The organism is Micromonospora inositola (assembly GCF_900090285.1).
In the GTDB taxonomy this organism is placed as follows: Bacteria; Actinomycetota; Actinomycetes; order Mycobacteriales; family Micromonosporaceae; genus Micromonospora; species Micromonospora inositola.
This window is the reverse complement of the sequence record NZ_LT607754.1, coordinates 418,574-443,912: the sequence shown is the minus strand read 5'-3', so window position 1 is coordinate 443,912 and position 25,339 is coordinate 418,574. Positions and strand designations below refer to the sequence as shown.

24 protein-coding genes are annotated in these 25,339 nt (G+C 74.5%); 13 read left to right on the top strand and 11 right to left on the bottom strand.

Annotated elements, in window-relative coordinates; genetic code table 11:
• Positions 1-53 precede the first annotated feature (53 nt).
• Positions 54-740, bottom strand: coding sequence for an IclR family transcriptional regulator (locus GA0070613_RS02040; protein ID WP_089010717.1), 687 nt, complete (start codon positions 738-740; stop codon positions 54-56).
• A 49-nt stretch (positions 741-789) separates the two neighbouring features.
• On the opposite strand from GA0070613_RS02040, the gene leuC reads away from it, so the two are divergent.
• The 3 genes from leuC to GA0070613_RS02025 all read left to right on the top strand — a co-directional run bounded on the left by leuC (position 790) and on the right by GA0070613_RS02025 (position 3,645).
• On the top strand, positions 790-2,232 hold the full coding sequence (gene leuC, locus GA0070613_RS02035; protein WP_089010716.1) for a 3-isopropylmalate dehydratase large subunit: 1,443 nt from the start codon (positions 790-792) through the stop codon (positions 2,230-2,232).
• Between the two features lie 17 nt (positions 2,233-2,249).
• A complete protein-coding gene (leuD, locus tag GA0070613_RS02030) occupies positions 2,250-2,837 on the top strand; it encodes a 3-isopropylmalate dehydratase small subunit (RefSeq protein WP_089010715.1) in 588 nt (195 codons plus the stop codon).
• Positions 2,838-3,009: 172 nt separating this feature from the next.
• On the top strand, positions 3,010-3,645 hold the full coding sequence (locus GA0070613_RS02025; protein ID WP_172875741.1) for an HU family DNA-binding protein: 636 nt from the start codon (positions 3,010-3,012) through the stop codon (positions 3,643-3,645).
• Positions 3,646-3,757: 112 nt separating this feature from the next.
• On the opposite strand, the gene GA0070613_RS02020 is transcribed toward GA0070613_RS02025, so the two are convergent.
• From GA0070613_RS02020 to cofC, 4 genes are read right to left on the bottom strand one after another with little or no spacing between them, the layout of a single operon-like run.
• Entirely contained in the window at positions 3,758-4,639 is an 882-nt protein-coding gene (locus GA0070613_RS02020) for an NUDIX hydrolase (protein ID WP_089010713.1), read from the bottom strand.
• 40 nt (positions 4,640-4,679) lie between these two features.
• A complete protein-coding gene (locus GA0070613_RS02015) occupies positions 4,680-7,010 on the bottom strand; it encodes an RNA degradosome polyphosphate kinase (RefSeq protein WP_089010712.1) in 2,331 nt (776 codons plus the stop codon).
• A 52-nt stretch (positions 7,011-7,062) separates the two neighbouring features.
• Positions 7,063-7,260: a cold-shock protein gene (locus GA0070613_RS02010; RefSeq protein ID WP_089010711.1), complete on the bottom strand. Its 198-nt coding sequence runs from the start codon at positions 7,258-7,260 to the stop codon at positions 7,063-7,065.
• Between the two features lie 23 nt (positions 7,261-7,283).
• Positions 7,284-7,931, bottom strand: coding sequence for a 2-phospho-L-lactate guanylyltransferase (gene cofC, locus GA0070613_RS02005; RefSeq protein WP_172875740.1), 648 nt, complete (start codon positions 7,929-7,931; stop codon positions 7,284-7,286).
• A 114-nt stretch (positions 7,932-8,045) separates the two neighbouring features.
• Between cofC and GA0070613_RS02000 the strand changes: the two genes are divergently transcribed.
• The 5 genes from GA0070613_RS02000 to GA0070613_RS01980 all read left to right on the top strand — a co-directional run bounded on the left by GA0070613_RS02000 (position 8,046) and on the right by GA0070613_RS01980 (position 13,067).
• The gene (locus GA0070613_RS02000) at positions 8,046-8,771 is read left to right on the top strand and encodes a lysophospholipid acyltransferase family protein (RefSeq protein WP_089010709.1); all 726 of its coding nucleotides are present in this window, start codon (positions 8,046-8,048) and stop codon (positions 8,769-8,771) included.
• Positions 8,768-9,784, top strand: coding sequence for an NAD(P)H-dependent glycerol-3-phosphate dehydrogenase (locus GA0070613_RS01995; protein ID WP_089010708.1), 1,017 nt, complete (start codon positions 8,768-8,770; stop codon positions 9,782-9,784). The genes GA0070613_RS02000 and GA0070613_RS01995 overlap by 4 nt, the downstream gene beginning before the upstream one ends.
• 7 nt (positions 9,785-9,791) lie before the next feature.
• Positions 9,792-10,946: a cystathionine gamma-lyase gene (locus GA0070613_RS01990; protein ID WP_089010707.1), complete on the top strand. Its 1,155-nt coding sequence runs from the start codon at positions 9,792-9,794 to the stop codon at positions 10,944-10,946.
• 161 nt (positions 10,947-11,107) lie between these two features.
• A complete protein-coding gene (locus GA0070613_RS01985; RefSeq protein WP_089010706.1) occupies positions 11,108-11,899 on the top strand; it encodes a putative protein N(5)-glutamine methyltransferase in 792 nt (263 codons plus the stop codon).
• A gap of 115 nt (positions 11,900-12,014) precedes the next feature.
• Entirely contained in the window at positions 12,015-13,067 is a 1,053-nt protein-coding gene (locus tag GA0070613_RS01980) for an ROK family protein (protein ID WP_089010705.1), read from the top strand.
• A gap of 30 nt (positions 13,068-13,097) precedes the next feature.
• Here GA0070613_RS01980 and GA0070613_RS01975 read toward each other — a convergent pair whose 3' ends face one another.
• Together GA0070613_RS01975 and GA0070613_RS01970 are read right to left on the bottom strand one after the other, a co-directional pair.
• Entirely contained in the window at positions 13,098-14,357 is a 1,260-nt protein-coding gene (locus GA0070613_RS01975; RefSeq protein WP_089010704.1) for an ATP-binding protein, read from the bottom strand.
• Between the two features lie 37 nt (positions 14,358-14,394).
• Positions 14,395-15,543, bottom strand: a complete 1,149-nt coding sequence (locus GA0070613_RS01970; RefSeq protein WP_408631031.1) for a tetratricopeptide repeat protein — start codon at positions 15,541-15,543, stop codon at positions 14,395-14,397.
• Between the two features lie 255 nt (positions 15,544-15,798).
• On the opposite strand from GA0070613_RS01970, the gene GA0070613_RS01965 reads away from it, so the two are divergent.
• Positions 15,799-16,902 (top strand): D-alanine--D-alanine ligase family protein, encoded by a 1,104-nt coding sequence (locus tag GA0070613_RS01965; protein ID WP_089010702.1) that lies wholly within the window; start codon positions 15,799-15,801, stop codon positions 16,900-16,902.
• A gap of 120 nt (positions 16,903-17,022) precedes the next feature.
• On the opposite strand, the gene GA0070613_RS01960 is transcribed toward GA0070613_RS01965, so the two are convergent.
• The gene (locus GA0070613_RS01960; RefSeq protein ID WP_089015688.1) at positions 17,023-17,640 is read right to left on the bottom strand and encodes a DUF3515 family protein; all 618 of its coding nucleotides are present in this window, start codon (positions 17,638-17,640) and stop codon (positions 17,023-17,025) included.
• A gap of 9 nt (positions 17,641-17,649) precedes the next feature.
• A complete protein-coding gene (locus GA0070613_RS01955) occupies positions 17,650-17,883 on the bottom strand; it encodes an Lrp/AsnC ligand binding domain-containing protein (protein ID WP_013284547.1) in 234 nt (77 codons plus the stop codon).
• A gap of 175 nt (positions 17,884-18,058) precedes the next feature.
• Here GA0070613_RS01955 and GA0070613_RS01950 point away from each other — a divergent pair, with 175 nt between their 5' ends.
• Positions 18,059-19,006 (top strand): thiamine-phosphate kinase, encoded by a 948-nt coding sequence (locus GA0070613_RS01950; protein WP_089010701.1) that lies wholly within the window; start codon positions 18,059-18,061, stop codon positions 19,004-19,006.
• 62 nt (positions 19,007-19,068) lie between these two features.
• Positions 19,069-19,536 carry a GNAT family N-acetyltransferase gene (locus GA0070613_RS01945; protein WP_089010700.1) on the top strand — a complete coding sequence of 156 codons (468 nt, stop codon included), beginning with the start codon at positions 19,069-19,071 and terminating at the stop codon, positions 19,534-19,536.
• A gap of 136 nt (positions 19,537-19,672) precedes the next feature.
• Here the strand turns inward: GA0070613_RS01945 and rpmB are convergent, their stop codons facing one another.
• Positions 19,673-19,864, bottom strand: a complete 192-nt coding sequence (gene rpmB / locus GA0070613_RS01940) for a 50S ribosomal protein L28 (RefSeq protein WP_089010699.1) — start codon at positions 19,862-19,864, stop codon at positions 19,673-19,675.
• A gap of 237 nt (positions 19,865-20,101) precedes the next feature.
• On the opposite strand from rpmB, the gene GA0070613_RS01935 reads away from it, so the two are divergent.
• Both GA0070613_RS01935 and recG read left to right on the top strand, forming a co-directional pair.
• Complete coding sequence (locus GA0070613_RS01935) at positions 20,102-21,715, top strand: DAK2 domain-containing protein (protein WP_089010698.1); 1,614 nt, start codon at positions 20,102-20,104, stop codon at positions 21,713-21,715.
• Positions 21,712-23,913 (top strand): ATP-dependent DNA helicase RecG, encoded by a 2,202-nt coding sequence (gene recG / locus GA0070613_RS01930; RefSeq protein WP_089010697.1) that lies wholly within the window; start codon positions 21,712-21,714, stop codon positions 23,911-23,913. Before GA0070613_RS01935 ends, recG begins: the two co-directional genes overlap by 4 nt.
• 249 nt (positions 23,914-24,162) lie before the next feature.
• Here recG and GA0070613_RS01925 read toward each other — a convergent pair whose 3' ends face one another.
• The gene (locus GA0070613_RS01925) at positions 24,163-25,107 is read right to left on the bottom strand and encodes a cell wall anchor protein (protein WP_089010696.1); all 945 of its coding nucleotides are present in this window, start codon (positions 25,105-25,107) and stop codon (positions 24,163-24,165) included.
• Positions 25,108-25,339 lie beyond the last annotated feature (232 nt).

The following is a 25,339-nucleotide window of genomic DNA, read 5'->3' as shown; positions in this document are numbered from 1 at the left end:
ACGGCCCGTCTCGCACCCGCGAGACGGGCCGTTTCGCTTCCCCGCACCGGGAGTCAGAGGCCGGAGAGGCGTTGGCCGGCTCTCACCACCGCCATGGCGTGGCGTTCGCCGGGGCGACGGCCGAGGCGCTCGATGGGGCCGGAGATGCTGATCGCGGCGATCACCCGGCCGGTGCGGTCGCGGATCGGGGCCGAGACGCTCGCCACACCGGCCTCGCGCTCGGCGACGCTCTGCGCCCAGCCGCGGCGGCGTACCTCGGCCAGGGTGCGGCCGGTGTACTTCGAACGGGGAAGCAGCGGCATGACCGCCTCCGGCGGCTCCCAGGCGAGCAGGATCTGCGCCGCCGAGCCCGCCGTCATCGGCAGCACCGAGCCCACCGGCACGGTGTCCCGCAGGCCGCTGGCCCGCTCCGCTGCGGCCACGCAGATCCGCTCGTCGGCCCGGCGCAGGTAGAGCTGGGCGCTCTCGCCGGTGGCGTCGCGCAGCGCGGCGAGCAGCGGCTCCGCCGCGGTCAGCAGCACGTCCGGCGCGGCGTTGGCCAGCTCGCCGAGCCGGGGCCCCGGGCGCCAGCGCCCCTGGGTGTCCCGGACCAGCATCCGGTGGATCTCCAGCGCCTGTGCCAGCCGGTGCGCGGTCGCCCGGGGCAGCTTGGTGCGTTCAACGAGTTCGGCCAGGCTGGCGCCGTCGACACAGGCGGCCAGAATGACCACCGCCTTGTCGAGGACGCCGACACCGCTCATACTGTGTCCCACAAGCCGAAACTTACCTCCCAGAATTTAGGATGTCCAGATGGTGGGAGTCACTCAACCGAGGACCCTGGCCGAGAAGGTCTGGGACGCGCACGTGGTGCGGTCCGTCGAGGGCGAGCCGGATCTGCTCTTCATCGACCTGCACCTGCTGCACGAGGTCACCAGCCCGCAGGCGTTCGACGGGCTGCGCCTGGCCGGTCGCCGGGTCCGCCGTACCGACCTGACGATCGCGACCGAGGACCACAACACCCCGACCGGGTACGCCGACCCGACGTTCCGCGATCGGCGCGGCGACCTGCTCACCATCGCGGATCCCACCTCCCGCACCCAGATCGAGACGCTGCGCCGCAACTGCGCCGAGTTCGGCGTACGGCTGCACCCGCTGGGCGACGAGAACCAGGGCATCGTGCACGTCATCGGCCCGCAGCTCGGCCTCACCCAGCCCGGCATGACGATCGTCTGCGGCGACTCGCACACCGCCACCCACGGCGCGTTCGGCGCGCTCGCCTTCGGCATCGGCACCAGCGAGGTGGAGCACGTGCTGGCCACCCAGACGCTGCCGCAGACTCGGCCGAAGACGATGGCGGTGAACGTCACCGGCCAGCTCGCCCCGGGCGTCACCGCCAAGGACCTGGTGCTCGCGCTGATCACCCAGGTGGGCACCGGCGGCGGGCGGGGCCACATCGTGGAGTACCGGGGCGAGGCGATCCGGAACCTCTCCATGGAGGGGCGGATGACGATCGCCAACATGTCCATCGAGTGGGGCGCCAAGGCCGGCATGATCGCGCCGGACGAGACCACCTTCGCGTACCTGAAGGGGCGGCCCAACGCGCCCCAGGGCGCGGACTGGGACGCGGCGGTCGACTACTGGCGGACGCTGCCCACCGACGAGGGGGCGGCCTTCGACGCCGAGGTGACCCTGGACGCCAGCCGGATCACCCCGTTCGTCACCTGGGGCACCAACCCCGGGCAGGGGGCGCCGCTCGGCTCGGCCGTGCCGGACCCGGAGGAGTTCGTCGCCGAGTCCGAGCGGGCCGCCGCCCGCCGGGCCCTGGAGTACATGGACCTCAAGCCGGGCACCGCGCTGCGCGACCTGGCGGTCGACGTGGTCTTCGTGGGCTCCTGCACGAACGGCCGGCTGGAGGATCTGCGCGCCGCTGCCGACGTGCTGCGCGGACACCGGATCGCCGAGGGCGTACGGATGCTGGTGGTCCCGGGTTCGGCCGCGGTGCGGGAGGCGGCCGAGGCGGAGGGGCTGGACAAGGTCTTCAGCGACGCCGGCGCCGAGTGGCGCTTCGCGGGCTGCTCCATGTGCCTCGGGATGAACCCGGACACCCTGTCGCCGGGCCAGCGCTCGGCCTCCACCTCCAACCGCAACTTCGAGGGCCGCCAGGGCCGGGGCGGGCGTACCCACCTGGTGTCCCCGCCGGTCGCCGCCGCCACCGCCGTGGTCGGCCGGCTGGCCGCCCCCGCCGACCTCTAGAAGGGCTGCTGCTCGCGATGGACAAGTTCACCACCCACACCGGCACCGCCGTGCCGCTGCACCGTTCCAACGTGGACACCGACCAGATCATCCCCGCGGTGTACCTCAAGCGGGTGACTCGGACCGGTTTCGCGGACGGGCTCTTCAACGCGTGGCGGGAGGACCCGGCATTCGTGCTCAACGATCCCGCCCATTCCGGCGCGTCGATTCTCATCGCCGGCCCCGAGTTCGGCACCGGCTCCTCGCGGGAGCACGCCGTCTGGGCGCTGCGGGACTGGGGCTTCCGCGCCGTGATCTCTCCCCGCTTCGGTGACATCTTCCGTGGCAACGCGCTCAAGGAAGGTCTCCTCCCGGTGGAGCTGGAATTGAAAGCCGTCGAGGAACTGTGGGATCTGGTGGAATCCGACCCGACCACCCCGGTGACCGTCGACCTCACCGCCCGTCAGGTCCGGGCCGGGGACGCCACCTGGGCGTTCCCGCTGGACGACCACAGCCGTTGGCGGCTGATGGAGGGCTTGGATGACATTGGACTCACCCTCCGGCACGTCGCCGAGATCAGCGCCTTCGAGGCGTCCCGGCCCTCGTTCCTGCCGTCGGTGGCATAGCCGTACGCCCGACCGCACATCGGTTTTCGCCCCCACCGGCCCGGCCGGTGGGGGCGAATCCGTTACGACACAAGGGCTTTTTTCCACCGAATGTTTGTGTCCCGGCAGCACAGGGCATACCGTGCGCGCAGAATGGCTCGCGTCGAGTCAGTTGCACAATCGGGAGGAAATCGTGAACAAGGCCGAGCTCATCGAGGCGCTCGCCGTTCGCCTGGGGGACCGGAAGACGGCGACGGCCGCGCTCGACGCGGTCCTCGCTGAGGTCCAGGGAGCGGTCACCAAGGGCGAGAAGGTGGCGATCACCGGATTCGGAGCGTTCGAAAAGCGCGTCCGGGGCGCCCGAACAGCGCGCAACCCGCGGACCGGCGAGGCGGTGAAGGTCAAGAAGACGTCGGTCCCGACCTTCCGCCCGGGCGCCGGTTTCAAGGAGATGGTGGCCAGCGGCAAGGTGCCGAAGGCCACGGCCGCCGCCAGGAAGACCGCCGCGGCCGCCGCCAAGACCACCGGCGCGAAGGCGACCGGGGCCAAGGCGACCGCGGCCAAGAAGACCACCACGGCCGCCGCCGCCAGGAAGACCGCCGCGGCGAAGGCCACCAAGACCACCGCGGCCACCAAGAAGGCCGCCCCGGCGAAGAAGACCACCGCAGCGAAGAAGACCACGGCGGCCAAGAAGACCGCCCCCGCCAAGAAGGCCGCCCCGGCCAAGAAGATCACGGCCGCCAAGAAGACCACCGCCGCCAAGAGCGCGGCGGCCAAGAAGGCGCCCGCGAAGAAGGCTCCGGCCAAGAAGGCGGCTGCCCGGCGCTGACCGGCTCGACCTGAAGGGCGCCCACCGTCGTGGTGGGCGCCCTTTTCGCGTACGACGGCGGCGCCGCGCTGGCCTGGTGGACGCGCTGGCGTCCGCCCGGCCGTTGCCGGCCCTACAGCCGGTCGGCGGCGACCAGACGGTCGCCGGTGAAGGCGAGCAGCCAGCCACCGCCCTTCGGGGTGGTGAAGTCGTCGGCCCGCCCGGCCAGCCGTTCCAGGGCGCCCGGCAGCACCTTGCCCTGGCTGCACACCGCCACCGGCTCGCCGGCGGCGGCCAGCGCTGCGAGGTGCGCGGCGGCGGCCAGCGCGCACTCGTCCGGCTGCTGGCCGGGTCTCGGCTCGTCGAAGTCGCCGACCACCTCGATCGGCAGGTCCAGCAGGGCGGCGGCCGGGTCCAATGTCTGCACGCAGCGGCGGGCCGCGGCGGACAGCAGGCGTGCCGGGCGGACCAGGGCAACCAGCTCGGCCAGCGCCTGCGCCTGGGCCCACCCGGTGGCGTCCAGCGGCCGGCCGGTGTCCGGCCCGGACCAGGTGCCCCGCTTGCCGGCGTGCGCGTGCCGGACCAGCAGCACCGTGGCGGTCACCGGCGGCAGCGCCGCGAACGCGGCGAGCACCTCGGCGTCGTGCGGATAGCTCACCAGGCGTACCGCCTCGTCGACGGGGAGCCAGCGCACCTCGTCGACCTCGGTGTCCGGTTGGAAGCCGCCGGCGGCCACCGCCCGCATCGACCAGTAGTCCACCCGCTTGGGACGGCCCTCGCTGCGGTAGCGGACAGTGGGCAGCCGGACCTGTGGCACCGCCCGGACGTCGGTCTCCTCGGCCATCTCGCGGACCGCCGCGGCCAACGGGTGCTCGCCGGGCTCCAGCTTGCCCTTGGGCAGCGACCAGTCGCCGTACCGGGGCCGGTGCACGAGGCAGACCTCGGCGCCGCCGGCAGCCGGCCGCCAGGCGACCCCACCCGCCGCCCGGATGCCCGCCGGCTCCTCGTCCGTCACCCGCTCACCGTAAGCCCGGCCGGTGCGTGCCGTGGGCCGCTCAGCCGGCCGTTCCGCCGACCCGCCGCAGCAGCAACTCCTGCAGATGCGTCAGCGGCACCTCGTCGGTGCCGGTACGCCGGGTCCAGGTCCCGTCCCCGGCCAGCTCGAACGCGTCCACCTCGGGGCTCATCGCGGCGCTCAGCACGTGGTCCAGCTCGGCCCGGGCGACCGGGTCGCTCACCTGCACCAGCGCCTCCACCCGGCGGTCCAGGTTGCGGTGCATCAGGTCGGCCGAGCCCATCCAGAACTCGGCGTCGCCGTTGTTGCCGAACCGGAAGACCCGCGAGTGCTCCAGGAACCGGCCGAGGATCGAGCGGACCCGGATGTTGTCCGACAGCCCCGGCACCCCGGGGCGCAGCGTGCACATGCCCCGGATCAGCAGGTCCACGTGTACGCCGGCCCGCGACGCCCGGTACAGCGCGTCGGTGATCTCCTCGTCGACCAGCGAGTTCACCTTGAACTGCACCAGGCCCGGCATGCCGAGCCGGACGTGCGCGATCTCCCGCTCGATCCGCTCGATCAGGCCGCTGCGGATGCCCTGCGGGGCCACCAGCAGCCGCCGGTACGCGGTCTGCCGGCTGTACCCGGTCAGCACGTTGAACAGGTCGGTCAGGTCGGCGCCAATCTCCGGGTCGGCGGTGAGCATGCCGAAGTCCTCGTAGAGCCGCGCCGTCTTGGGGTGGTAGTTGCCGGTGCCGATGTGGCAGTAGCGGCGGATCTGGTTGCCCTCCTGGCGTACCACCAGGGCGGTCTTGCAGTGCGTCTTCAGCCCGACCAGGCCGTAGACGACGTGGCAGCCGGCACGTTCCAGCGTCCGGGCCCAGCCGATGTTGGCCACCTCGTCGAAGCGGGCCTTCAGCTCGACCAGCACCACCACCTGCTTGCCGGCGGCTGCCGCGTCGACCAGCGCGTCGACGATCGGGGAGTCGCCGCTGGTGCGGTACAGGGTCTGCTTGATGGCCAGCACGTCCGGGTCGGCGGCGGCCTGCTCGATGAAGCGCTGCACGCTGGTCGCGAACGAGTGGTACGGGTGGTGCACCAGCACGTCCCCGTCGCGCAGGGTGGCGAAGACGCTGCGCGGCACCTCGCCCTCGGCGAGCCGGGGGTGGGTGGCCGGCACGAACGGCGGGTCCTTGAGCTCGGGGCGGTCGGCCTCGCCGTACACCTGCCAGAGCGCCGAGAGGTCGAGCAGGCCGGGCACCCGCAGCACCTCCTGGTCGTGCATGTCCAGCTCGCGGACGAGCAGCTCCAGCATGTGGTCGGAGATCGAGGCGGCGACCTCCAGGCGTACCGGCGGTCCGAAGCGGCGCCGGGCCAGCTCCCGCTCCAGGGCCTGGAGCAGGTCCTCGTCGCGGTCCTCGTCGACCTCCACCTCGGCGTTGCGGGTGACCCGGAACAGATGGCACTCCACCACGTGCATGCCGGAGAAGAGCTGCCCGAGGTGCACCGAGATGAGGTCCTCCACCGGCAGGAACCGCACGCCGGGGGAGTCCCGGGCCACCCGGACGAACCGCGGCACGTTGTTGGGCACCTTCACCCGGGCGAAGAGCTCCGAGCCGCCGTCCGGGTCGCGGACCGACACGGCCAGGTTGAGCGACCGACCGGAGATGTACGGGAACGGGTGCGCCGGGTCGACGGCGAGCGGGGTGAGCACCGGGAAGATGTGCTCCCGGAACCAGGTGCGCAGCCGCTCCCGTTCCGGGTCGTCCAGGTCGCTCCAGCGCAGGATCCGGATGTCCTCCTCGGCCAGCCTCGGCAGCACGTCGTCGACGAAGCAGGCGGCGTGCCGGGCCACCAGGTCGGCGGTCTTCTCCCCGATCAGCTCCAACTGGGTCCGCAGCGGCAGCCGGTCCCCACCACGGACCGGCAGTCCGGCGGAGAGCCGGCGCTTCAGCCCGGCCACCCGCACCATGTAGAACTCGTCCAGGTTGCTGGCGAAGATGGCCAGGAACTTGGCCCGCTCCAGCAGCGGCGTGCGTGGGTCCTCGGCCAGCGCCAGCACCCGGGCGTTGAAGTCGAGCCAGGAGAGCTCCCGGTTGAGGAAGCGGTCCTCGGGCAGCGGCGGCGCCTGGGGCGGCTCCTCGTCGACGCGGACACCGGCCGGCGGGCGGTGCTCCGGCCCGGTGACCGGGTCGAGCACCTCCTCCAGGCCGGCCGCGGCGGCCGCGGCGTCGGCGCCGGGCGAGTCGGGTTCCCGGGGCGGGATCTCCTCCGGGGCGCGGACGGTGCCGAAGCGGCCGTCGACGCCGCGGGTGCGGGCGCCGTTGCGGGGTTCGGCCGGGTCAGTGACGTGCGGCGGTCGGTCGGGGCGCTTGCGAGGGGTGCTCACCTGCTCATAATCACCCGATTCCGGTTAACGCAAAATGAATTGGCCGGGGTGATCAGGCCATCGTCGGCAACGTCACCCGAACCACCGCGCCCGCCGCATCGACGTCGATGCGTACCCGCTGGCCGAGTCGGAGCAGGCGCAGCCCGGAGGCGTCGAACGCGCGGGCCGGGAAGGCCAGCTCGGTGCCGTCGTCGAGGAGCAGCACCCCGCTCCGGCTCGACGCGTCGTAGGTGGCCACCGTGCCCTGCATGCCAGCACCGTACACCGCACGGGTCAGGCCGGGGCCGCGGCGGCGCCGGCCCCGAGCAGCGCCGCGGTGCGCGGGCCGAGGCCGAGCCGGGCGGCCGCGGCCAGGTCGTCCGCGGTGTCCACGTCGCGGCGCAGGCTGGGCCAGTCGCCGGCCAGCGGCAGTGCGCCGCTCGCCGCGTGCGCGGCCGCCGAGCCCACCCCGAACCGGGGCTCCAGCGGCACGCCCGCCGGTGCCGCGAGCAGCACCGTGCCGCCGCCCGGGGCGTCGGCCACGAACCGGCGTACCCCCGGCGGGCCGGCCGGGACCGCGGACAGCGCCGCCGCCAGCTCGGCCGGGCGCAGCGCCGGCAGGTCCGCGGTCAGGCCGGCCACCCGGGCGTGCCGGCCGGCGGCCGCGGCGCCGTGCCGGAAGGCGGCGTTCAGCCCGGCGTCCGGCGCGTCCGGCACGATCCGGGCGCCCGCCGCGGCCAGCTCCGCCGCCGCCCGGGCGTCGTCGGTCACCACCAGGATCTCGGCCACCGCCGGGCAGGCCAGCACCGCGCGGACCGTGTCGGCCGCCAGGGCCAGCGCCAGCTCCTCATGCGGTACGGCCGGCAGGGCGCCCCGCAGGCGGCTCTTCGCCCCCGGGAGACGCTTCACCGGCACCACCACGGTCCAGGTCGGCTCAGCCACGTGACAATCCTGCCAGTTGGGCGGCGGTACCCTCACTGGCCGGACCCGGGGCGAGCAGGCATGATTTCGTCGCGGGACGTGGGCGCGCGGGTCGGGGCACGACGAGGAGGCAGGGTGGCACGGCGAAGGCTGGGATTCTGGCAACGGTTCGCCGTGGTGCTGGTCAAGCCGGTGATGACCGTCTGGACCCGGCGCACCTGGCGGGGCGCGGAGGAACTGAGCCGCCCCGGCGGCATCATCATCGTGCCCAACCACATCTCGCACGCCGACCCGCTGGTCTCCGCGCACTTCATCCACGACGCCGGACGCTGGCCGCAGTACCTGGGCAAGGCCAGCGTCTTCCGGGTCCCGGTGATCGGCTGGATCCTGCACCGGTGCCGGCAGATCCCGGTGGAGCGCGGCAGCGTCGACGCGGTCAAGTCGCTCGACAAGCTGGTCGCCGCCCTGGCCGAGGGCGGCGCGGTGGTGATCTACCCGGAGGGGACCACCACCCGGGAGCCCGACCTGTGGCCGATGAAGGGCAAGACCGGCGCGGCCCGGCTGGCGCTGGCCACCGGCGCGCCGGTGATCCCGCTGGCGATGTGGGGGCCGGAGAAGCTGTTCGACCCGCGCACCACCCGCTTCGGCCTGCGGCCCCGGATCCCGGTGACCGTGGTGGCCGGCCCGCCGATCGACCTGAGCCGCTGGGCGGGCGCGACGCCGACCAGGGCGGTTCTCGAGGAGATGACCGACACCATCATGCTGCGGCTGCGCGACATGGTGGCGGAGATCCGCGGCGGCACTCCTCCGCCGCTGTGGGAACGTCCCGCCCGTCCGCGTACTCCCGAGGTGACCGAATGATCGAGCGTGGCGGGCAGGTGGCGGTGCTGGGGGCCGGGTCGTGGGGCACGGCGTTCGCCAAGATCCTCGCCGATGCCGGCCGGGACGTGACGATCCTGGCCCGGCGGCGGGCGGTCGCCGAGGCGATCCGGTCCCGGCGGCACAATCCGGACTACCTGCCGGACGTGCGGCTGCCCGACCGGGTCACCGCGACCGGGGACGCCGAGAAGGCCATCGCCGGGGCCGAGGTCGTGGTGCTCGCCGTCCCGTCGCAGACCCTGCGCGGCAACCTGGCCGAGTGGACCGGCCACCTCGACCCCGACGCCACCCTGGTCTCGCTGATGAAGGGGATCGAGCTGGGCACCACCAAGCGGATGAGCCAGGTGATCACGGAGACCGCCGGGGTGCCCGCGGACCGGGTGGTGGTGGTCTCCGGACCCAACCTGGCCCCCGAGATCGCCGCCGAGCAGCCGGCAGCGACCGTGGTCGCCGGCACCGACTCCCGGCGGACCGCCCTGGTCCAGTCGTCGATCCGGACGCCGTACTTCCGGCCGTACACCAACGACGACGTGATCGGCTGCGAGCTGGGCGGGGCGGTCAAGAACGTGATCGCCCTGGCGTACGGCATCGCCACCGCGATGGGCTTCGGCGACAACACCCGGGCGATGCTGATGACCCGGGGGCTGGCCGAGACCGCCCGGCTGGGCGTGGCGCTCGGCGCGGACCCGATCACCTTCGCCGGCCTGGCCGGCATGGGCGACCTGGTCGCCTCCTGCACGTCGCCGCTGGCCCGCAACCGCACCTTCGGCGAGCACCTCGGCCGGGGCGAGACGCTGGAGCAGGCGCAGGCCGCGACCCGGCAGACCGCCGAGGGCGTGAAGAGCTGCCTGGCCATCCGGGACCTGGCCCGGGCGCACGGGGTGGAGATGCCGATCACCGAGCAGATCGAGCGGATCTGCCACGAGGGGATGGACCCGCGGCTGGCCGTGGACGCCCTGATGAGCCGGACCGCCAAGCCCGAGTCGTACGAGTGAGGCGCGGATGAACGAGTGGGGTGACGGCACCCGGAGCGTGCACGCCGGGCTGCCCGCGCCGGCGCCGGGACAGCCGTTCCTGCCCGGGCCGGTCTTCGCCGCGCCGTACCACCTGGACCCCTGGCAGGGGCCGGCGGCGACGCCGAACGGGTACGGGCGGCCGGACAACCCGACCCGCCGGCTGCTGGAGGCCGCCATCGGCGAGCTGGAGGGCGGCGACTGCCGGGTCTTCGCCAGCGGCCAGGCGGCCATCACCGGGCTGCTGCTGGCCCTGCTGCGCCCCGGCGACACCGTGCTCCTCCCCGCCGACGGCTACTACCCGGTCCGGACCTTCGCCAGGAGCACGCTGGAGGGCATCGGCGTCCGGGTCGGCTTCGTGCCGACCGCCGGGCCGTACCCGTCGTTCTCCGGCGTCCGGCTGGTGCTGCTGGAAACCCCGGCGAACCCGGGTCTGGACGTGGCCGACGTGCCGGCGCTGGCCGCTCGGGCGCACGCCGCCGGCGCGCTGGTCGCCGTGGACAACACCACCGCCACCCCGCTCGGGCAGCGGCCGCTGGACCTCGGCGCCGACGTCGTGGTCGCCTCCGGCACCAAGGCGCTGACCGGGCACTCCGACCTGCTGCTCGGCTACGTGGTCACCCGTTCGGTCGAGCTGCTGGAGCCGGTGACCGCCTGGCGGACCACCACCGGGGCGGTGCCGGGCGCCTTCGACGCCTGGCTGGCCCACCGGTCGCTGGCCACGATGGACCTGAGGCTGGCCCGGCAGTCCGCCAACGCCGAGGCGCTCGCCCGGCTGCTCGCCGATCGCCCCGACGTGACGGGCCTGCGCTGGCCCGGGCTGCCCGGTGACCCGGCGTACCCGGTGGCCTCGGTCCAGATGCGCAGGATGCCCGGGGTGCTCTCGTTCGACCTGGGGGATGCCGACCGGGTGGCCCGCTTCCTCGACGCGGCCCGGTTGGTCGCCGCCGCGACCTCGTTCGGCGGGCTGCACACCACCGCCGACCGGCGGGCCCAGTGGGGCGACGACACCGCGCCCGGCTTCGTCCGGCTCTCCTGCGGGGTGGAGGACACCGCCGACCTGGTGGCCGACGTCACGGCCGCGCTGGACGCGAGCGCTGGGGAAGGCCCGGCCAAGCCGGGCGGCGCGGCGGGCACCGGCTGAGCTATCGTGAGCCCGGCCCTGAGCCGTTCCGCGCCGAGCGGGCCTCGACCGGAGGAGGTGAGACCGATCCACCAGACAGGACCGGCGCTCCCCTCCGCGTCCGCGTCGCCCGGGAAGTAGGCGACGCCGGGAGCGCCGACGAGCGTTCCCGGAGGTTTCCCATGGCACCATCCACGTTCTTTCCCGACCGTCCCGCCGTCGTCCGTCGGCTGCGGGCCGCCGGCTGCGTCTACGCCGAGGACGAGGCGGAGCTGCTGATCTGCGCGGCCGACTCGGCCGAGGCGCTGACCGACCTGGTCGACCGCCGGGTCGCCGGCCTGCCGCTGGAGCACCTGCTCGGCTGGGCCGAGTTCTGCGGCCTGCGGGTGGCCGTCGATCCCGGCGTGTTCGTGCCCCGCGGGCGGACCGCCCTGCTGGTCGCCGCCGCCGCGGCGGTGGCCGGCCCCGCGCCGGCCGTGCTGGACCTCTGCTGCGGCTCCGGTGCCGCCGCCCTGGTGCTGCAAGCCCGGCTCGCGCCCCGCTGGCTGGCCGCCGCCGACGTCGACCCGGCGGCGGTGGCCTGCGCCCGACGCAACCTCGCCCCGCTGGGCGTGCCGGTGTTCCAGGGCGACCTGTTCGCGCCGGTCCCGCCCGAGTGGCGCGGCCGGCTCGACCTGGTGGTGGCGAACGCCCCGTACGTGCCGAGCGCGGCGGTGGCGCTGATGCCGTCGGAGGCGCGGCTGCACGAGGCCCCGGTGGCGCTCGACGGCGGCGTGGACGGGCTGGCCGTGCTGCGCCGGGTCGCCGCCGACGCGGCGGAGTGGCTCGCCCCGGGCGGACACCTGGTGGTGGAGATCAGCGAGCGACAGGCCGAGGCGCTCTGCGCGGCGTTCGCCGCCCTCGGCCTGGCGCCGACCGTGGTACGCGACGACGACCTCGACGCCACCGCCGTCACCGCCCGCCGACCTGGCTGAGGACGGGCCGCCTGGGCAGCCGCCTGGACGGCGGCGGGGTGAGCGGGGAATGGCGGGACGGTGAACGTCGAACTAGCCTCAGGTCGGGACGGGACCGGCTGGGAGGCGGTGGCGGATGGGCAGCGCGGGTGTGCCGGTGGTGGTGGGTCTCGACAACGGCGGGAACAGCAACAACGCGACCGTCCTGACCGTCGACGGCCGGTTCCTGGTGGACGGGCTGGTGGAGATACCGAGTGAGGTGCTGGCCGGCCCCGAGGCGGCGATCGAGGCGCTGGCCCGGGCGCTGGACGGGGTGCTGGCGCTGACCGGCGTTCCTCGCGAGCTGGTCCGCGCGGTCGGCCTGGACACCCCGGGACCGGCGAGCGCCACCGGGGTGATCTCGTCGCGCGGCTCGACCAACTTCTCCCAGCCGGCCTGGCGGGGGTACGACGTGCGCGGCGCGCTGGAGCGCCGGCTCGGCCTGCCGGTGATCTACCACAACGACGGCAACGCGGCCGCCCTCTACGCGCACCACGTGCACTTCGGCGCGGACGCGCTGCGCCGCTCCTCGGTGGCGGCCATCGTCGGCACCGGGCTCGGCGGTGGGGTGGTGGAGAGCGGGCGGGTGGTCTCCGGCGCCGCCGGGATGGCCGGGGAGTTCGGGCACGTGCACATCCCGCTGGACGGGCTGCTGGCGCCCGGTCAGCAGGTCCCGATCTGCGCCTGCGGCTTCGTCGGGGACGCCGAGAGCGTCGCCTCGCTGACCGCGATCGAGCGGAACCTGCTGCCGTACTGGCTGGGCCGGTATCCGGGGCATCCGCTGGCGGCCGAGGAGCCGGGCCGGGCGGCGAAGCTCGTCCGCGGGTACGGCGAGCGCGGCGACGCGCTGGCCCGGGAGGTCTTCACCCAGCAGGCGATGGCGTTGGGCCGGCTCTTCACGATCGCCGCCAACTTCACCGACCCGCACGCGTACTTCGTCGGTGGTGGGGTGGTGGAGGCGGCGCCGGAGTTCCGCGACTGGTTCCTCGCCACGGTGGCGGAGCACACCGTGCTCCGCGCCGAGCAGGCCGCCGTCGCCACCTTCGCGCTGGTGCCGGAGCGGGACATGGCCGGGGCGCGCGGGGTGGCGATCGCGGCGCTGGAGTCCCTGCGCGCCGCGCCGACACCGCCGGCGGTCGTCGCCGGCTGACCCGGCCGCCGACGGTCGTCCCCGTCGGGCTCAGAGCAGCTTGCGCCGCTTCAGGTACGCCACCAGGTCGTCGTAGACGCCACCCTCGTTGGCGAACATGGCGACGTTGCGAGCGGTCGACAGCCAGGGCCGGGTCGACGGCCGCACCTCCTTCAGCGCCCGCTCCAGGTCCCGCTGCTCGATCATCCGCACCTCGCCGCTGCGTACCGAGTCGGCCATCGCGAACTCGGCGGCGGTCTCGCAGAGGTGGGCCAGGTCGGCGCCGGAGAAATCCTCGGTCGCGGCGACCACCTTGCCCAGGTCGATGTTGGCGATCGGCCGCTGGCGCAGGTGGTACTCCAGGATCGCCGCGCGCGCCTCGGCGTCGGGCGGCAGCACCAGCACCACCCGGTCCAGCCGACCGGGCCGGCGCAGCGCCGGATCCACGTCCCACGGGGTGTTCGTGGCGGCCAGCACGAAGACCCCCTCGTTGCTGCCCTCCATGCCGTCCAGCTCGGCCAGCAGCTGGTTGCCCAGCGTCCGCATCGAACTCGACGAGACCTGCGAGCGCTTGTGGCCCAGGGCGTCGACCTCGTCGAGGAAGAGCACGCAGGGCGCGTTGCGCCGGGCCGCCTCGAACAGCTCGTGCAGGTTCCGCTCCGAGTTGCCGATCCACATGTCGAGCACGTCGACGATGGACAGCGAGAGGAACTTCGCGCCCATCTCGCCGGCCACCGCCCGGGCCAGGAAGGTCTTGCCGCACCCGGGTGGGCCGTAGAGCATCAGCCCGCCGCGCAGGCTCTTGCCGTACATCCGGCGCAGCTCCGGGTTGCGCAGCGGGCCGAGGAAGGCCAGCTCCAGGCGTTCCTTCACGGCCGTCATGCCGCCCACGTCGGCCAGCCGGACCGTGGAGGACTCCACGTCGTACACCCGGTCGGCCTCGCCGACGACCGGTTCCGGCTCGTCGCCGGCCCGGGCGAAGCGCGGCGGCACGACGTCGGCCAGCTCCTGCTCGTACGCGGCCAGCGGGTCGTCCCCGGGTGGCGTGGGCCCGGCGGGGGCCGGGCGCGGCGCGGGCGGCCGGGCCGGCGTCGCCGCCTCCGGTGCGGGCCCGCCCAGCGCCCGCTGCATCAGGGCCTGCGCCTGGTCGTTGCCCGGGTCCCGGGCGAGCGCCTGCCCGACCTGCGCGATCGCCTCCGCGCCCCGGCCGGAGTCCAGCAGCAGCCCGGCCAGGTGCAGGCGCAGGGGCAGGTCGTCCGGGCGGGCGTCGAGGGCGGCCAGCAGGCTGTCGACGAGGGGATCGGCGCTCATAGGACGAGCAGCTTAATGGGCCGTCGCCCGGCTCCGCTCACCCTTGTACCCGGTGGGATGCGCGCTCGTCCGCCGGCGCCCCGACGGGCCCGCCGGGGCGGCTGCGGGCCCGCGTCCAGGCCCGGTGGACGGCCAGTCCGGTCCGGTGGCCCAGCCGCACCAGGGTGTTACGGGCCCCCCGGGCCAGCAGGTTGCGGCAGCGGACCGCGAAGGTGCCGAGGGCGACCGCGAGCGCGAGCGCCCGCAGCTGATCGGCGAAGGAGTCCGGTGCCGGTCGGTACGCCCCGACGATGAGCCCCACCGCGGCCGCGAGGACCAGGATCGGCCACAACGCCACCGCCGCCTGCCGCCGCTCCACGCGCAGCCGCCACCGGACCGCCGCGGGCTGGGCCCGCCATGCCCGTCGGCAGAGCCAGCCGAAGCCGACCATGACCAGGGCCGACGTGGCGAGGGCGAGTACCCGTCGCCACGGACCCAGCGCGTCCCCGGTCACCCCGAAGAGCACGGCGTGGACCACGGTCGCCGCCGCCAGCACGTCGAAGAGGCGCCACAGCAGGGCCCGGGCGCTGCGGCCGTGGGCCGTGCCGGTGAGGTGGTCGTCCGGTGCGACCGCCAGCGCCGCGGTGAAGCCCCGGACGGCGCTGCCCACCCGCTCGCTGGCCAACTCCGCCACGGCCAGGTTGTGCAGCGCGGCCTGGTTGCCCGGCTCCCGCGCGAGCGCCCGCTGGCAGGCGCGCCGGGCGGCGTCGAACTCTCCCGTACGCAGGCACACCTGGGCGTCGACCACGTGCGGCCCGGCCTCCTCGGGTGCCAGTCGCAGCACGGTGTCCGCGCTGAGCCTGGCCCGCACCGACGACCACACGCCCATCCGTTGGACCAGCACCTCGGCCAGCATCGCGTGGGTCCGCCACTCGTGGGGTGCCACGGCCACGGCGGCCCGGGCGGCGGCCGTGGCGGCGCGTCGCCGCTTCACCTTCAGCAGCGCCCGGGCGCGCAGTCGCAGCGCCCACTCGTGGTCCGGCTCGACCGCCAGCGCGCGGTCGGTGGCATCGAGCATCCCGGGCCCGTCGCCGGCCAGGTCGTGGCAGCGGGCCAGCAGGCAGAGGGCGTCGACGTCGTACGGCCGGACCTGGAGCACGGCGGTCAGCTCGGCTGCGGCGTCGGCCCACCGTCCCACCTCGAGCAGGGCCTTGGCCCGCTCGGCGCCGCTCTCCTCGGTGCCCGTGGTCCACCTCCGTCGTCCGCTGGCACACCCTAGCGAGAGGCGCGACGGGCCGTGGTTCCGTTACTCCCCGTCTACGACTCGTTGACCGGTTGCGCTGTCGTGCCCTGTCTCCCCGGGTATCGGCTTCGGGGTCTCGCCACGCACAGTAAGGTCAATCGGGTGAGCGCCACCGGCGAGCACGGCCAGCCGCAGTCGCGAGCGAAGAGGTGACCTCGAGTGACCACCCCAGGCAAGACCCGTGTGGCGATCGTCTTCGGTGGCCGCAGCCCCGAACACGGCATCTCCTGCGTCAGCGCCGGCAGCGTGCTGGGCGCCCTCGACCCGGACGAGTTCGAGGTGGTGCCGGTCGGCATCACCCGGCAGGGCCAGTGGGTGCTGACCAGTGGCGACCCCGGCCAACTGTCGATCCAGGCGCGCAAGCTGCCGGAGATCACCGCCGCCGCCGGCGCCGCCCTGGTGCTGCGCGCCGAGCCGACCGCGGGCGGCCTGATGGTGCTCGACCCGGCCGAGGGCCCGCGGGCCCTGGCCGACGTGGACGTGGTCTTCCCGGTGCTGCACGGGGCGTACGGCGAGGACGGCACCATCCAGGGGATGCTGGAGATGGCCGACATCCCGTACGTCGGGGCGAATGTCTTCGCCTCCGCGGCCGCCATGGACAAGGAGTTCACCAAGAAGCTCTGCGCCGCCGAGGGCATCCCGGTCGGCCCGTACGTGGTGCTGCGCAACGGGATGACGCTGAGCGAGGCGGACAAGGAGCGGCTGGGGCTGCCGGTCTTCGTCAAGCCGTCCCGCGCCGGCTCGTCCTTCGGCATCACGAAGGTCGACGACTGGGCGCAGCTCGACGCGGCGGTCGCCACCGCCCGCGAGATCGACACCAAGGTGCTGGTCGAGGGCGCGATCGTCGGCCGGGAGATCGAGTGCGGCGTGCTGGAGGGCGAGGCCGGCGGCGCGCCCGAGGCGTCCGTGCTGGCCGAGGTGCGCATGGTGGGCGACCGCGAGTGGTACGACTTCGAGGCGAAGTACCTCTACGCAGACGAGGTGTGCGAGTACGACGTGCCGGCCAACCTGCCCGAGCGGGTCACCCGGCAGGTCCAGGAGTACGGCACCCGGGCCTTCACCGCGCTGGACTGTTCCGGCCTGGCCCGGGTCGACTTCTTCGTCACCCCGGAGCTGGACGTCTACCTCAACGAGATCAACACGATGCCCGGATTCACGCCGACGTCGATGTTCCCGCGGATGTGGGCGGCCAGCGGCCTGGAGTACCCGAAGCTGGTCAACCGCCTCATCCGCACCGCACTCCACCGCCACACCACCCGCTGACCCTGCCACGTCGGGCCGGTCGACGGCTCGCCACACCCGCGACCGCGCTGCCTCCCGAGCCGGGGAGGCAGCGCGGTCCGGAAACGGGGCGGATGCTGCGCGGAGCCCGTGGGGCGCGGGTCAGGCGGTGCAGCCGGCGGGGGCGGACTTCGCCGAAGGAACCGCGGAGACGATGGCGTCGGAGATCGGGCTCACCCACTGGAGCGGCTGCTCGTACTGCCGGGGCACCCGCACCCGGACCGGGGCCTCCCGGTCGACGGTGGTCAGCACGGTGGCGTCGGCCTCCTGCACCGCGTGCCAGCAGACCTTGTTGACCGACCACACCTCGTCGGTGGGCGCGACGATCGGCGGGGTGCCGCCGCAGGCGACGGTCAGCGCCGGGTCGCCGTACGCGGCGTTCTGCTCGGGGCCGGCGGTGACCGGCCGCTGGGCCAGGTCGCGTACCTGGTCGGGCAGCTGCGACACCAGGGCGCGGCAGACCGTCGCGGGCCGCTCCGCGAGCGTCGGGGCGGGCAGCTCGACCGGGGCGGTGGACTGCGGCCGCGCGGCGGTCGCCGACGGGGCCGGCGCGGCGGCCGGCTCTTCCGGGGCGAGCTTCGCGAAGGTGAAGCCGGCCACCGCCACGGTCACCGGCAGCGCGACCAGCGCGGCCACCAGCGCGGCGCGGCGGGTGGTCCGGTCCGGGCGCGGGGCCTCGTCCGCCGGGCGGGACTCCTCGAGAGCAGGGGAGACAGTGATCTCGTCCACTTACAGGCGCACCACCGAACACGTGAGGGTGCGGGTGATGCCGGGCACCATCTGCACCTTGCTGACGATGAGTTTGCCGAGCTCGTCGACGGTGTTCGCCTCGGTGAGGACGACCACGTCGTACGGCCCGGTGACGGCGTCGACCCGTACTACGCCGGCAAGGTCCGCGATCAGACCGGCCACGTCACGCGCCCTACCGACCTCGGTCTGGATGAGGATGTATGCCTGTACCACGACTCGACCTCCGTCCGTCGCCGCCTAGGGCGGCCCGAAGGGTGAAACTACCTTACGGAACAGGCCTGATCCCTAACGGTCGTCGGTTGACGCGGTGAGCGACCACACGCGGCGTGCCGGGCGGGGCGCGGCCGGGCGGGGTGGCGAGTATGAATGAGCGCGACGAGGGGACAAGATGACGGTCGCGGGTGTCGGGGAGTTCGGGCTGATCGACCGGGTCACCGCCCGGTTGACGTACGGGAAGAGCTGCCTGCTCGGCCCCGGTGACGACGCGGCGGTGGTGGCGGCGCCGGACCGGCGGGTGGTGGCCTCGACGGACGTGCTGGTCGAGGGGCGGCACTTCCGCCGGGACTGGTCGACCGCGCGGGACGTGGGACACCGGGCGGCGGCGGCGAACCTGGCCGACATCGCGGCGATGGGCGCCACCCCGACCGCCCTGCTGGTCGCCCTCTGCATGCCGGCGGATCTGGACACCGCCTGGGCGGAGGAGCTGGCCGACGGCCTCGGCGCGGAGGCGGCCCTGGTCGGCGCGAGCGTGGTCGGCGGCGACATGTCGGCCAGTCCCACGCTGACCATCGCGGTCACCGCCCTCGGCGACCTCGCGGACCGGCCACCCGTGGTCCGCTCCGGGGCGCGGCCCGGCGACGTGGTGGCGCTGGCCGGGCGGACCGGCTGGGCGGCGGCCGGGTACACAGTGCTGTCCCGCGGCTTCCGGACGCCCCGGCTGCTGGTGGAGGCGTTCCGGCGGCCCGAGGTGCCCTACCCGGCCGGCCCGGAGGCCGCCGGGCTCGGCGCCACCGCCATGATCGACGTGTCGGACGGGCTGCTGGCCGACCTGGGCCACGTGGCGAAGGCCAGCCGCGTCGCCGTCGACCTGCGTCGGGACGCCTTCGAGGTGCCCCGGCAGATGCGGGACGCGGCGCAGGCGCTCGGCGTCGACCCGTACTCCTGGATCCTCACCGGGGGCGACGACCACGCCCTGGCCGCGACCTTCCCGCCGGCGGTGGCGCTGCCCGAGCGGTGGCGGCCGATCGGGCGGGTGACCGAGGGGGCGGGGGTGACCGTCGACGGCGTGCCGTACGCCGGGCCGGTCGGCTGGGACCACTTCCGCCGGGCGGAGTGATCTGCGACCGAACCGGGCCGGCGGGCCCGGGACGCGCCGGGTGGCGGTCGTACCCTTCAGGCGTGAGTGAGATCGAGATCCGCGCGCAGCGCTTCGACGCGCCCGAGTCGCAGGCGTTGATCCGGGCGGCCCTGGCCGACCTCGGTCAGCGGTACGGCGGCAGCGGCGACGACACCCCGGTGGACGCGGCGGAGTTCCAGCCGCCGGCCGGCGCGTTCCTGGTGGCCTACCTCGGCGGGGAGCCGGTGGGCTGCGGCGGCTGGCGCAGCCACGGCGACGACGGGGAGACGGCGGAGCTGAAGCGGATGTACACCGCGCCGGTGGCGCGGGGACGGGGCGTGGCCCGCGCGGTGCTGGCCGCGGTCGAGCGGTCGGCCCGCGAGCAGGGCCGCAAGCGGATCGTCCTGGAGTGCGGCGACAAGCAGCCCGAGGCGATCGCCATGTACACCTCGGCCGGGTACGAGCGGATCCCGAACTTCGGCTTCTACCAGGACGCCCCCGGCTGCCTCTCCTTCGGCCGCCCCCTCTGACTCCGCCTGCGGCGGGTGCGCGGCGACCCGGTCGTCCGCGCACCCGGCCGGCGTGACGGTGCCCGGACACGACAGCACCGGCGGACCGTGACGGCCCGCCGGTGCTGGGTGGTTCGTGAAGTTGGGGCTTACCGCGTCAGGCGCGGGTGACCTTGCCGGCCTTGATGCACGAGGTGCAGACCTGCAACTTCTTGGTGGTGCCGCCACCGGCCGGGGTACGCACCGACTGGATGTTCGGGTTCCAGCGGCGGTTGGTCCGCCGGTGCGAGAAGGACACGTTGTGGCCGAAGCCCGGTCCCTTGCCACAGACGTCGCACACGCTAGCCACGGGATACTCCTGGGATTGAAACGTTCATGAGGTCGCCGCCAGGCGCTGCCCGGGCAACCTGGTCAGGTTACCCGATGACCCGCCGGTACGCCCAACCGGCCCGGTCGGCGGCGGCTCGGGCCCGCCCAGCGTACCCGGTGCCGGGCGCGGCGCGGCCGGCGGGCCGGGACGGGGGACACGCCGGTGGGGGGCGGTCGACCCCGGCGCGTGTCGGTCCGCGCAAGTAGGCTTCTCGCCGTGCTGGACACCCTCGACGCCGCCGCGGTGCGCCGCTGGTGCGCGAGCGGGCTGGCCGCCCTGCGCCGGCACCAGGGTGAGATCGACGATCTCAACGTCTACCCGGTCCCGGACGGCGACACGGGCACCAACCTGGTGCTCACCCTCACCTCCGCCCAGCAGGCCCTCGCGATGGACCTGGGCACCCTCCCCGACGACGGCCACACCCCGCACGGGCACGCGCTGCGGCTGATGGCCCGGGGTGCGCTGCTCGGGGCCCGGGGAAACTCCGGGGTGATCCTGTCGCAGATCCTGCGCGGCTTCGCCGACGCACTGGCCGCCGAGCCGGCGGTCCGCGGCCGCCAGCTCGCCGCCGCGCTGACCGACGCGGCCACCGCCGCGTACGGGGCGGTCGCCCGGCCGGTCGAGGGCACCCTGCTCAGCGTGGTCGCCGCCGCCGCGCGCGCCGCCGAGCAGGCGGACAGCGACGACCTGCGGGTGGTGGCCCGCGCGGCGGCCGGCGGGGCGGCCCGGGCCCTGGCGCGCACCCCCGAGCAGCTGCCGGAGCTGGCCCGGGCCGGCGTGGTGGACGCCGGCGGGCGCGGGCTGTGCGTGCTGCTGGACGCGCTGGTCGAGGTGATCACGGGGGAGAGCCCGCGGCAGCCGACGCCCGCGCCGACCGCGGTCCGCCCGCCGGCCACGGCCGTCCGGGAGACCGGCTCGCCGGAGTACGCGTACGAGGTGCAGTTCCTGCTCGACGCCCCGGCGGAGGCGGTGACGCGGCTGCGCGCCGAGCTGGACGCGCTGGGCGACTCGCTGGTGATCGTCGGCGACGGCGACGCCACCTGGAACGTGCACGTGCACGTCAACGACGTGGGCGCGGCGGTCGAGGCGGGGGTGGTCGCCGGCCGGCCGCACCGGATCTCGGTGACCCGCTTCGCCGACCAGGTGGCGCCCGCCCCGCCCCCGCCGACCGTGCTGCCGGACGGCCGGGCGGCCGTGGTGGTGGCGGCCGGCGCCGGCCTCGCCGAGCTGTTCGGCGCCGAGGGCGCCACCGTGGTGCCGGGCAACCCGTCCACCGGCGAGCTGCTCGACGCGATCCGGGCCACCGCCGCCGCCCGGGTGGTGGTGCTGCCCAACGACCCCAACACCCAGTCCGTGGCGAGCGCCGCCGCCAGGGAGGCCCACCGGCTCGGCGTCAAGGTCAGCGTGGTGCCGACCCGCTCCCCGGTGCAGGCCCTCGCGGCCCTCGCCGTGCGGGACCCGGGCCGGCGGTTCGAGGACGACGTGATCGCGATGGCCGAGGCCGCCGGCGCCTGCCGGTACGCCGAGGTCTGCCACGCGAGCCGGGAGGCGCTCACCGTCGCCGGCCCGTGCCGGTCGGGCGACGTGCTGGCGCTGGTGGAGGGGGAGGTGCACCTGATCGGGTCGGACCTGGTCGACACCTGCACCGCGGTGGTGGACCGGATGCTCGGCGGCGGCGGCGAGCTGGTCACGCTGCTCTGCGGGGCGGACGCCCCGGCCGGGCTGGCCGACCGGGTACGCGAGCACGTCGAGCGGGCCTGGCCGTTCGTCGAGGTCCAGGCGTACGAGGGCGGGCAGCCGCACTATCCGCTGCTGGTGGGGGTCGAATGACGAGCGAGCCGGCCACGATGGACACGCCGCTGAAGAAGCTGGTCGGGGAGAAGACCGCCAAGGCCCTGGCGAGCCACCTCGACCTGCACACCGCCGGCGACCTGATCTACCACTTCCCCCGCCGGTACGACGAGCGCGGCGAGCACACGGACATTCGTTCGCTGGACGTCGGCGAGCAGGTGACCGTGCTGGCCCAGGTGCAGCGCACCGCGGTCCGGCCGATGCGGCAGCGGCGGGGCAACCTGCTGGAGGTGACCGTCGGCGACGGTTCCGGCGGGCTGCTCACCCTCACCTTCTTCGGCAACCAGGCCTGGCGGGAGCGGGAGCTGCGCCCCGGCCGGTGGGGGCTGTTCGCCGGCAAGGTCACCGAGTTCCGGGGCAAGCGGCAGCTCAACGGCCCGGAGTACGTGCTGCTCGGGGAGGGCGGCGACGGCGAGGCGGCGGCCAACGAGGAGGTCGAGGAATTCGCCGGGGCGCTCATCCCGGTCTACCCGGCCGCCGCCGCGGTGCCGACCTGGGTGATCGCCCGCTGCGTGCGGGTGGTGCTGGACACCTTCACCCCGCCGGAGGACCCGCTGCCGGCCACCGTCCGGGCCGCCCGCAACCTGGTCGGCATCGACACCGCGCTGCGGGAGATCCACCGACCCTCCAGCAAGGAGGAGCTGTACCGGGCCCGCCGGCGGCTGAAGTGGGACGAGGCGTTCGCGGTGCAGCTCACCCTGGTGCAACGCAAGCACCGGGCGGCGGACTGGCCGGCGAAGTCCCGGCCGCCGCGGGCCAGCGGGCTGCTCGACGCGTTCGACGCCCGGCTGCCGTACGAGCTGACTCCCGGCCAGCGGACCGTCGGCGCGGAGATCGCCACCGACCTGGCCACCGCGCACCCGATGCACCGGCTGCTGCAGGGCGAGGTCGGCTCGGGCAAGACGGTGGTCGCGCTGCGCGCCATGCTCCAGGTGGTCGACGCCGGTGGTCAGGCGGCCCTGCTCGCCCCGACCGAGGTGCTCGCCGCCCAGCACCACCGGGGCATGCTCGACCTGCTCGGCCCGCTCGCCCGGGCCGGCGAGCTGGGCGCCGCCGACAACGCCACCCGGGTAGAGCTGGTCACCGGTTCGCTCGGTGCGGCGGCCCGGCGGCGGGCCCTGGCCGAGGTGGCCGAGGGCCGGGCCGGCATCGCGCTCGGCACCCACGCGCTGCTCTACGAGGGGGTCGACTTCGCCGACCTGGGCCTGGTGGTCGTCGACGAGCAGCACCGGTTCGGTGTGGAGCAGCGGGACGCGCTGCGCGCGAAGGCCGACCAGCCGCCGCACGTGCTGGTGATGACGGCCACCCCGATCCCGCGCACGGTGGCGATGACCGTCTACGGCGACCTGGAGATCTCCACCCTCTCCCAGCTCCCGAAGGGCCGCTCGCCGATCGCCTCGCACGTGGTGCCGGCCGCCGAGAAGCCGGCGTTCCTGGACCGGGCCTGGCGTCGGCTGCGCGAGGAGGTCTCCGCCGGCCACCAGGCGTACGTCGTCTGCCCGCGGATCGGGGAGGGGCCGGCCAGCGAGGAGGAGCCGCCCCGGGAGGACGACAACGGGCGGCGACCGCCCCTCGCGGTGACCGAGGTCGCCCCGCTGCTCGCCGAGGGGCCGCTGCACGGGCTGCGGATCGGCGTGCTGCACGGGAAGCTTCCGGCCGACGAGAAGGACGCGGTGATGCGGTCGTTCGCCGCCGGCGACCTGGACGTGCTGGTGGCCACCACCGTGGTCGAGGTCGGTGTGGACGTGCCCAACGCCACCGTGATGATCGTGCTCGACGCCGACCGGTTCGGCGTATCCCAGCTGCACCAGCTGCGCGGCCGGGTGGGTCGCGGGTCCGCCGCCGGGCTCTGCCTGCTGGTCAGCGAGGCGGCGGAGGGCTCGTCGGCCCGGGAGCGGCTGGACGCCGTCGCCTCCACCACGGACGGTTTCAAGCTGGCCGAGCTGGATCTGGAGCAGCGCCGCGAGGGTGACGTGCTCGGCGCCACGCAGTCCGGGCGCCGGTCCCACCTGCGGCTGCTCTCGCTGCTGCGCGATGCCGACCTGATCCGGGACGCCCGGGCCGAGGCGATCGCCCTGGTCGAGGAGGACCCGGAGCTGGTCCGGCATCCGGCGCTGGCCGCCTCGGTGGCCGCCCTGGTCGACGAGGAACGCGCGGAGTACCTCGAGAAGGGTTGACCACAGGCCGGCCGCCGGCACGGCGGGCTCCGGTCCTCGCCGTCACGCCGACCGGGACCGACGGGCGGGCGCGACGGGCACCGCCGTTGACCGGGCCGTGGCGGCCTCCACGTCGGAGGGAGGGCAGTGCTTCCGTGTCCGGGTGCGATCTCGACCGCCGCGCCGGTCTGAGACGGCCGGGAAGGGGCGGATGCGCCGAGGGCGCGCCGACCGTCATGGTCGACGCGCCCTCGGGCGATCCGAAGTGGATCAGGCGGTGAAGCGGACCCGACGACGGCGGGCCACCACGAAGAGCACCGCACCGGCGGCGAGCAGCACGGCGGCCCCACCGACGATGGCGCCGGCGGCCGGACCGGTGACCGGCAGGCCGCCGCCCTGGCCGTCGCAGTCCTTCGGCTGGGTGTACGGGATGGTCTCGGAGTCCTCGACCACGTCGTACTTGACCGTGACCTTGAGGCCCTTGTACGCGTCGAAGCTGACCGAGGCGGTCTTGCCCGGCTCGGAGACGAGCTTCTTGGTGACGCCCTTCTCGGTGGTCATCGTGGCGGTGAAGGGAATGCCCTTCGCCGGGTTCTCCACGATGAAGGTCATCTTGTCGCAGGTCTCCTCGAGCTGGAACACCGGCTCCGCCGGCTCGGCCGGGACGGACGGCGTCGCGGACGGGCTGGCCGGGCTGGAGGCGGACGGCGACGGGGTGACCTCGGGCGACTTGGTCGGCTCCGGGGTGGCGCTCGGCGACGGGGAGGTCGGCGACGGCGACGGCGACTCGGCCGGGCCGCAGTCCCGGCTGGGCAGCGCGACGACGCTGCGCTCCCCGGTGATGGTCCTGCCGTCGCGCTCCCAGCGCGCCTCGACGGTGAGCTTCAGCTCGGGGATGGCGCCCTCGAAGGTGTGGGTCTGGGTACCGGTCAGCGGGCCGTCGCCCTGCCTCTTCAGCGTCGCCCCGACGGCCAGGCCGCCGGTGATGTCACCGGGCACGGTGGACTCGAGCTTGGTGATGGTGCCTTCGATGTCGGTCTCGGTGCTGATCACCGACCAGTTGACGGTGACCTTGCCGTCCTGGGCCGCGCAGTAGCTGCCGGAGGGCTCAGGGTGGTGGGCCATGGCGGGGCTGGCGAAGGTGGCCACGCCCGCGAGGCCGATCAGCGCGCCAGCGGTGAGGGCCGCGGCACGCCGGAGGTTGAGACGGTTCACGCAAACTCCTAGTGAGGGGAAGATCGGAGAGTCCGGCGGGCGGACCGGAGCCTCTCGCCCGCAACGACAACCGGGCAGACCCTAGCGAGATCGCCAGGGGATGCGTTACTCCGATGGGTGTGCCCACCAAGCTCTGTTATGAATTTGAGATTATTGATCCACGGTCGGTGATCATTCCGGCGATGCGGTCGTACGCACTGTCGTCGGAACGGTTCCAGCGGTCGCGTAGCGT

What these genes read in the sequence shown, in the direction of transcription:
- GA0070613_RS02040 (WP_089010717.1), bottom strand. Translation starts at nt 740, where the DNA reads ATGAGCGGTGTCGGCGTCCTCGACAAGGCGGTGGTCATTCTGGCCGCC.
- leuC (WP_089010716.1), top strand. Translation starts at nt 790, where the DNA reads ATGGTGGGAGTCACTCAACCGAGGACCCTGGCCGAGAAGGTCTGGGAC.
- leuD (WP_089010715.1), top strand. Translation starts at nt 2,250, where the DNA reads ATGGACAAGTTCACCACCCACACCGGCACCGCCGTGCCGCTGCACCGT.
- GA0070613_RS02010 (WP_089010711.1), bottom strand. Translation starts at nt 7,260, where the DNA reads ATGCAGGGCACGGTGGCCACCTACGACGCGTCGAGCCGGAGCGGGGTG.
- GA0070613_RS01995 (WP_089010708.1), top strand. Translation starts at nt 8,768, where the DNA reads ATGATCGAGCGTGGCGGGCAGGTGGCGGTGCTGGGGGCCGGGTCGTGG.
- GA0070613_RS01990 (WP_089010707.1), top strand. Translation starts at nt 9,792, where the DNA reads ATGAACGAGTGGGGTGACGGCACCCGGAGCGTGCACGCCGGGCTGCCC.
- GA0070613_RS01985 (WP_089010706.1), top strand. Translation starts at nt 11,108, where the DNA reads ATGGCACCATCCACGTTCTTTCCCGACCGTCCCGCCGTCGTCCGTCGG.
- GA0070613_RS01980 (WP_089010705.1), top strand. Translation starts at nt 12,015, where the DNA reads ATGGGCAGCGCGGGTGTGCCGGTGGTGGTGGGTCTCGACAACGGCGGG.
- GA0070613_RS01975 (WP_089010704.1), bottom strand. Translation starts at nt 14,357, where the DNA reads ATGAGCGCCGATCCCCTCGTCGACAGCCTGCTGGCCGCCCTCGACGCC.
- GA0070613_RS01950 (WP_089010701.1), top strand. Translation starts at nt 18,059, where the DNA reads ATGACGGTCGCGGGTGTCGGGGAGTTCGGGCTGATCGACCGGGTCACC.
- recG (WP_089010697.1), top strand. Translation starts at nt 21,712, where the DNA reads ATGACGAGCGAGCCGGCCACGATGGACACGCCGCTGAAGAAGCTGGTC.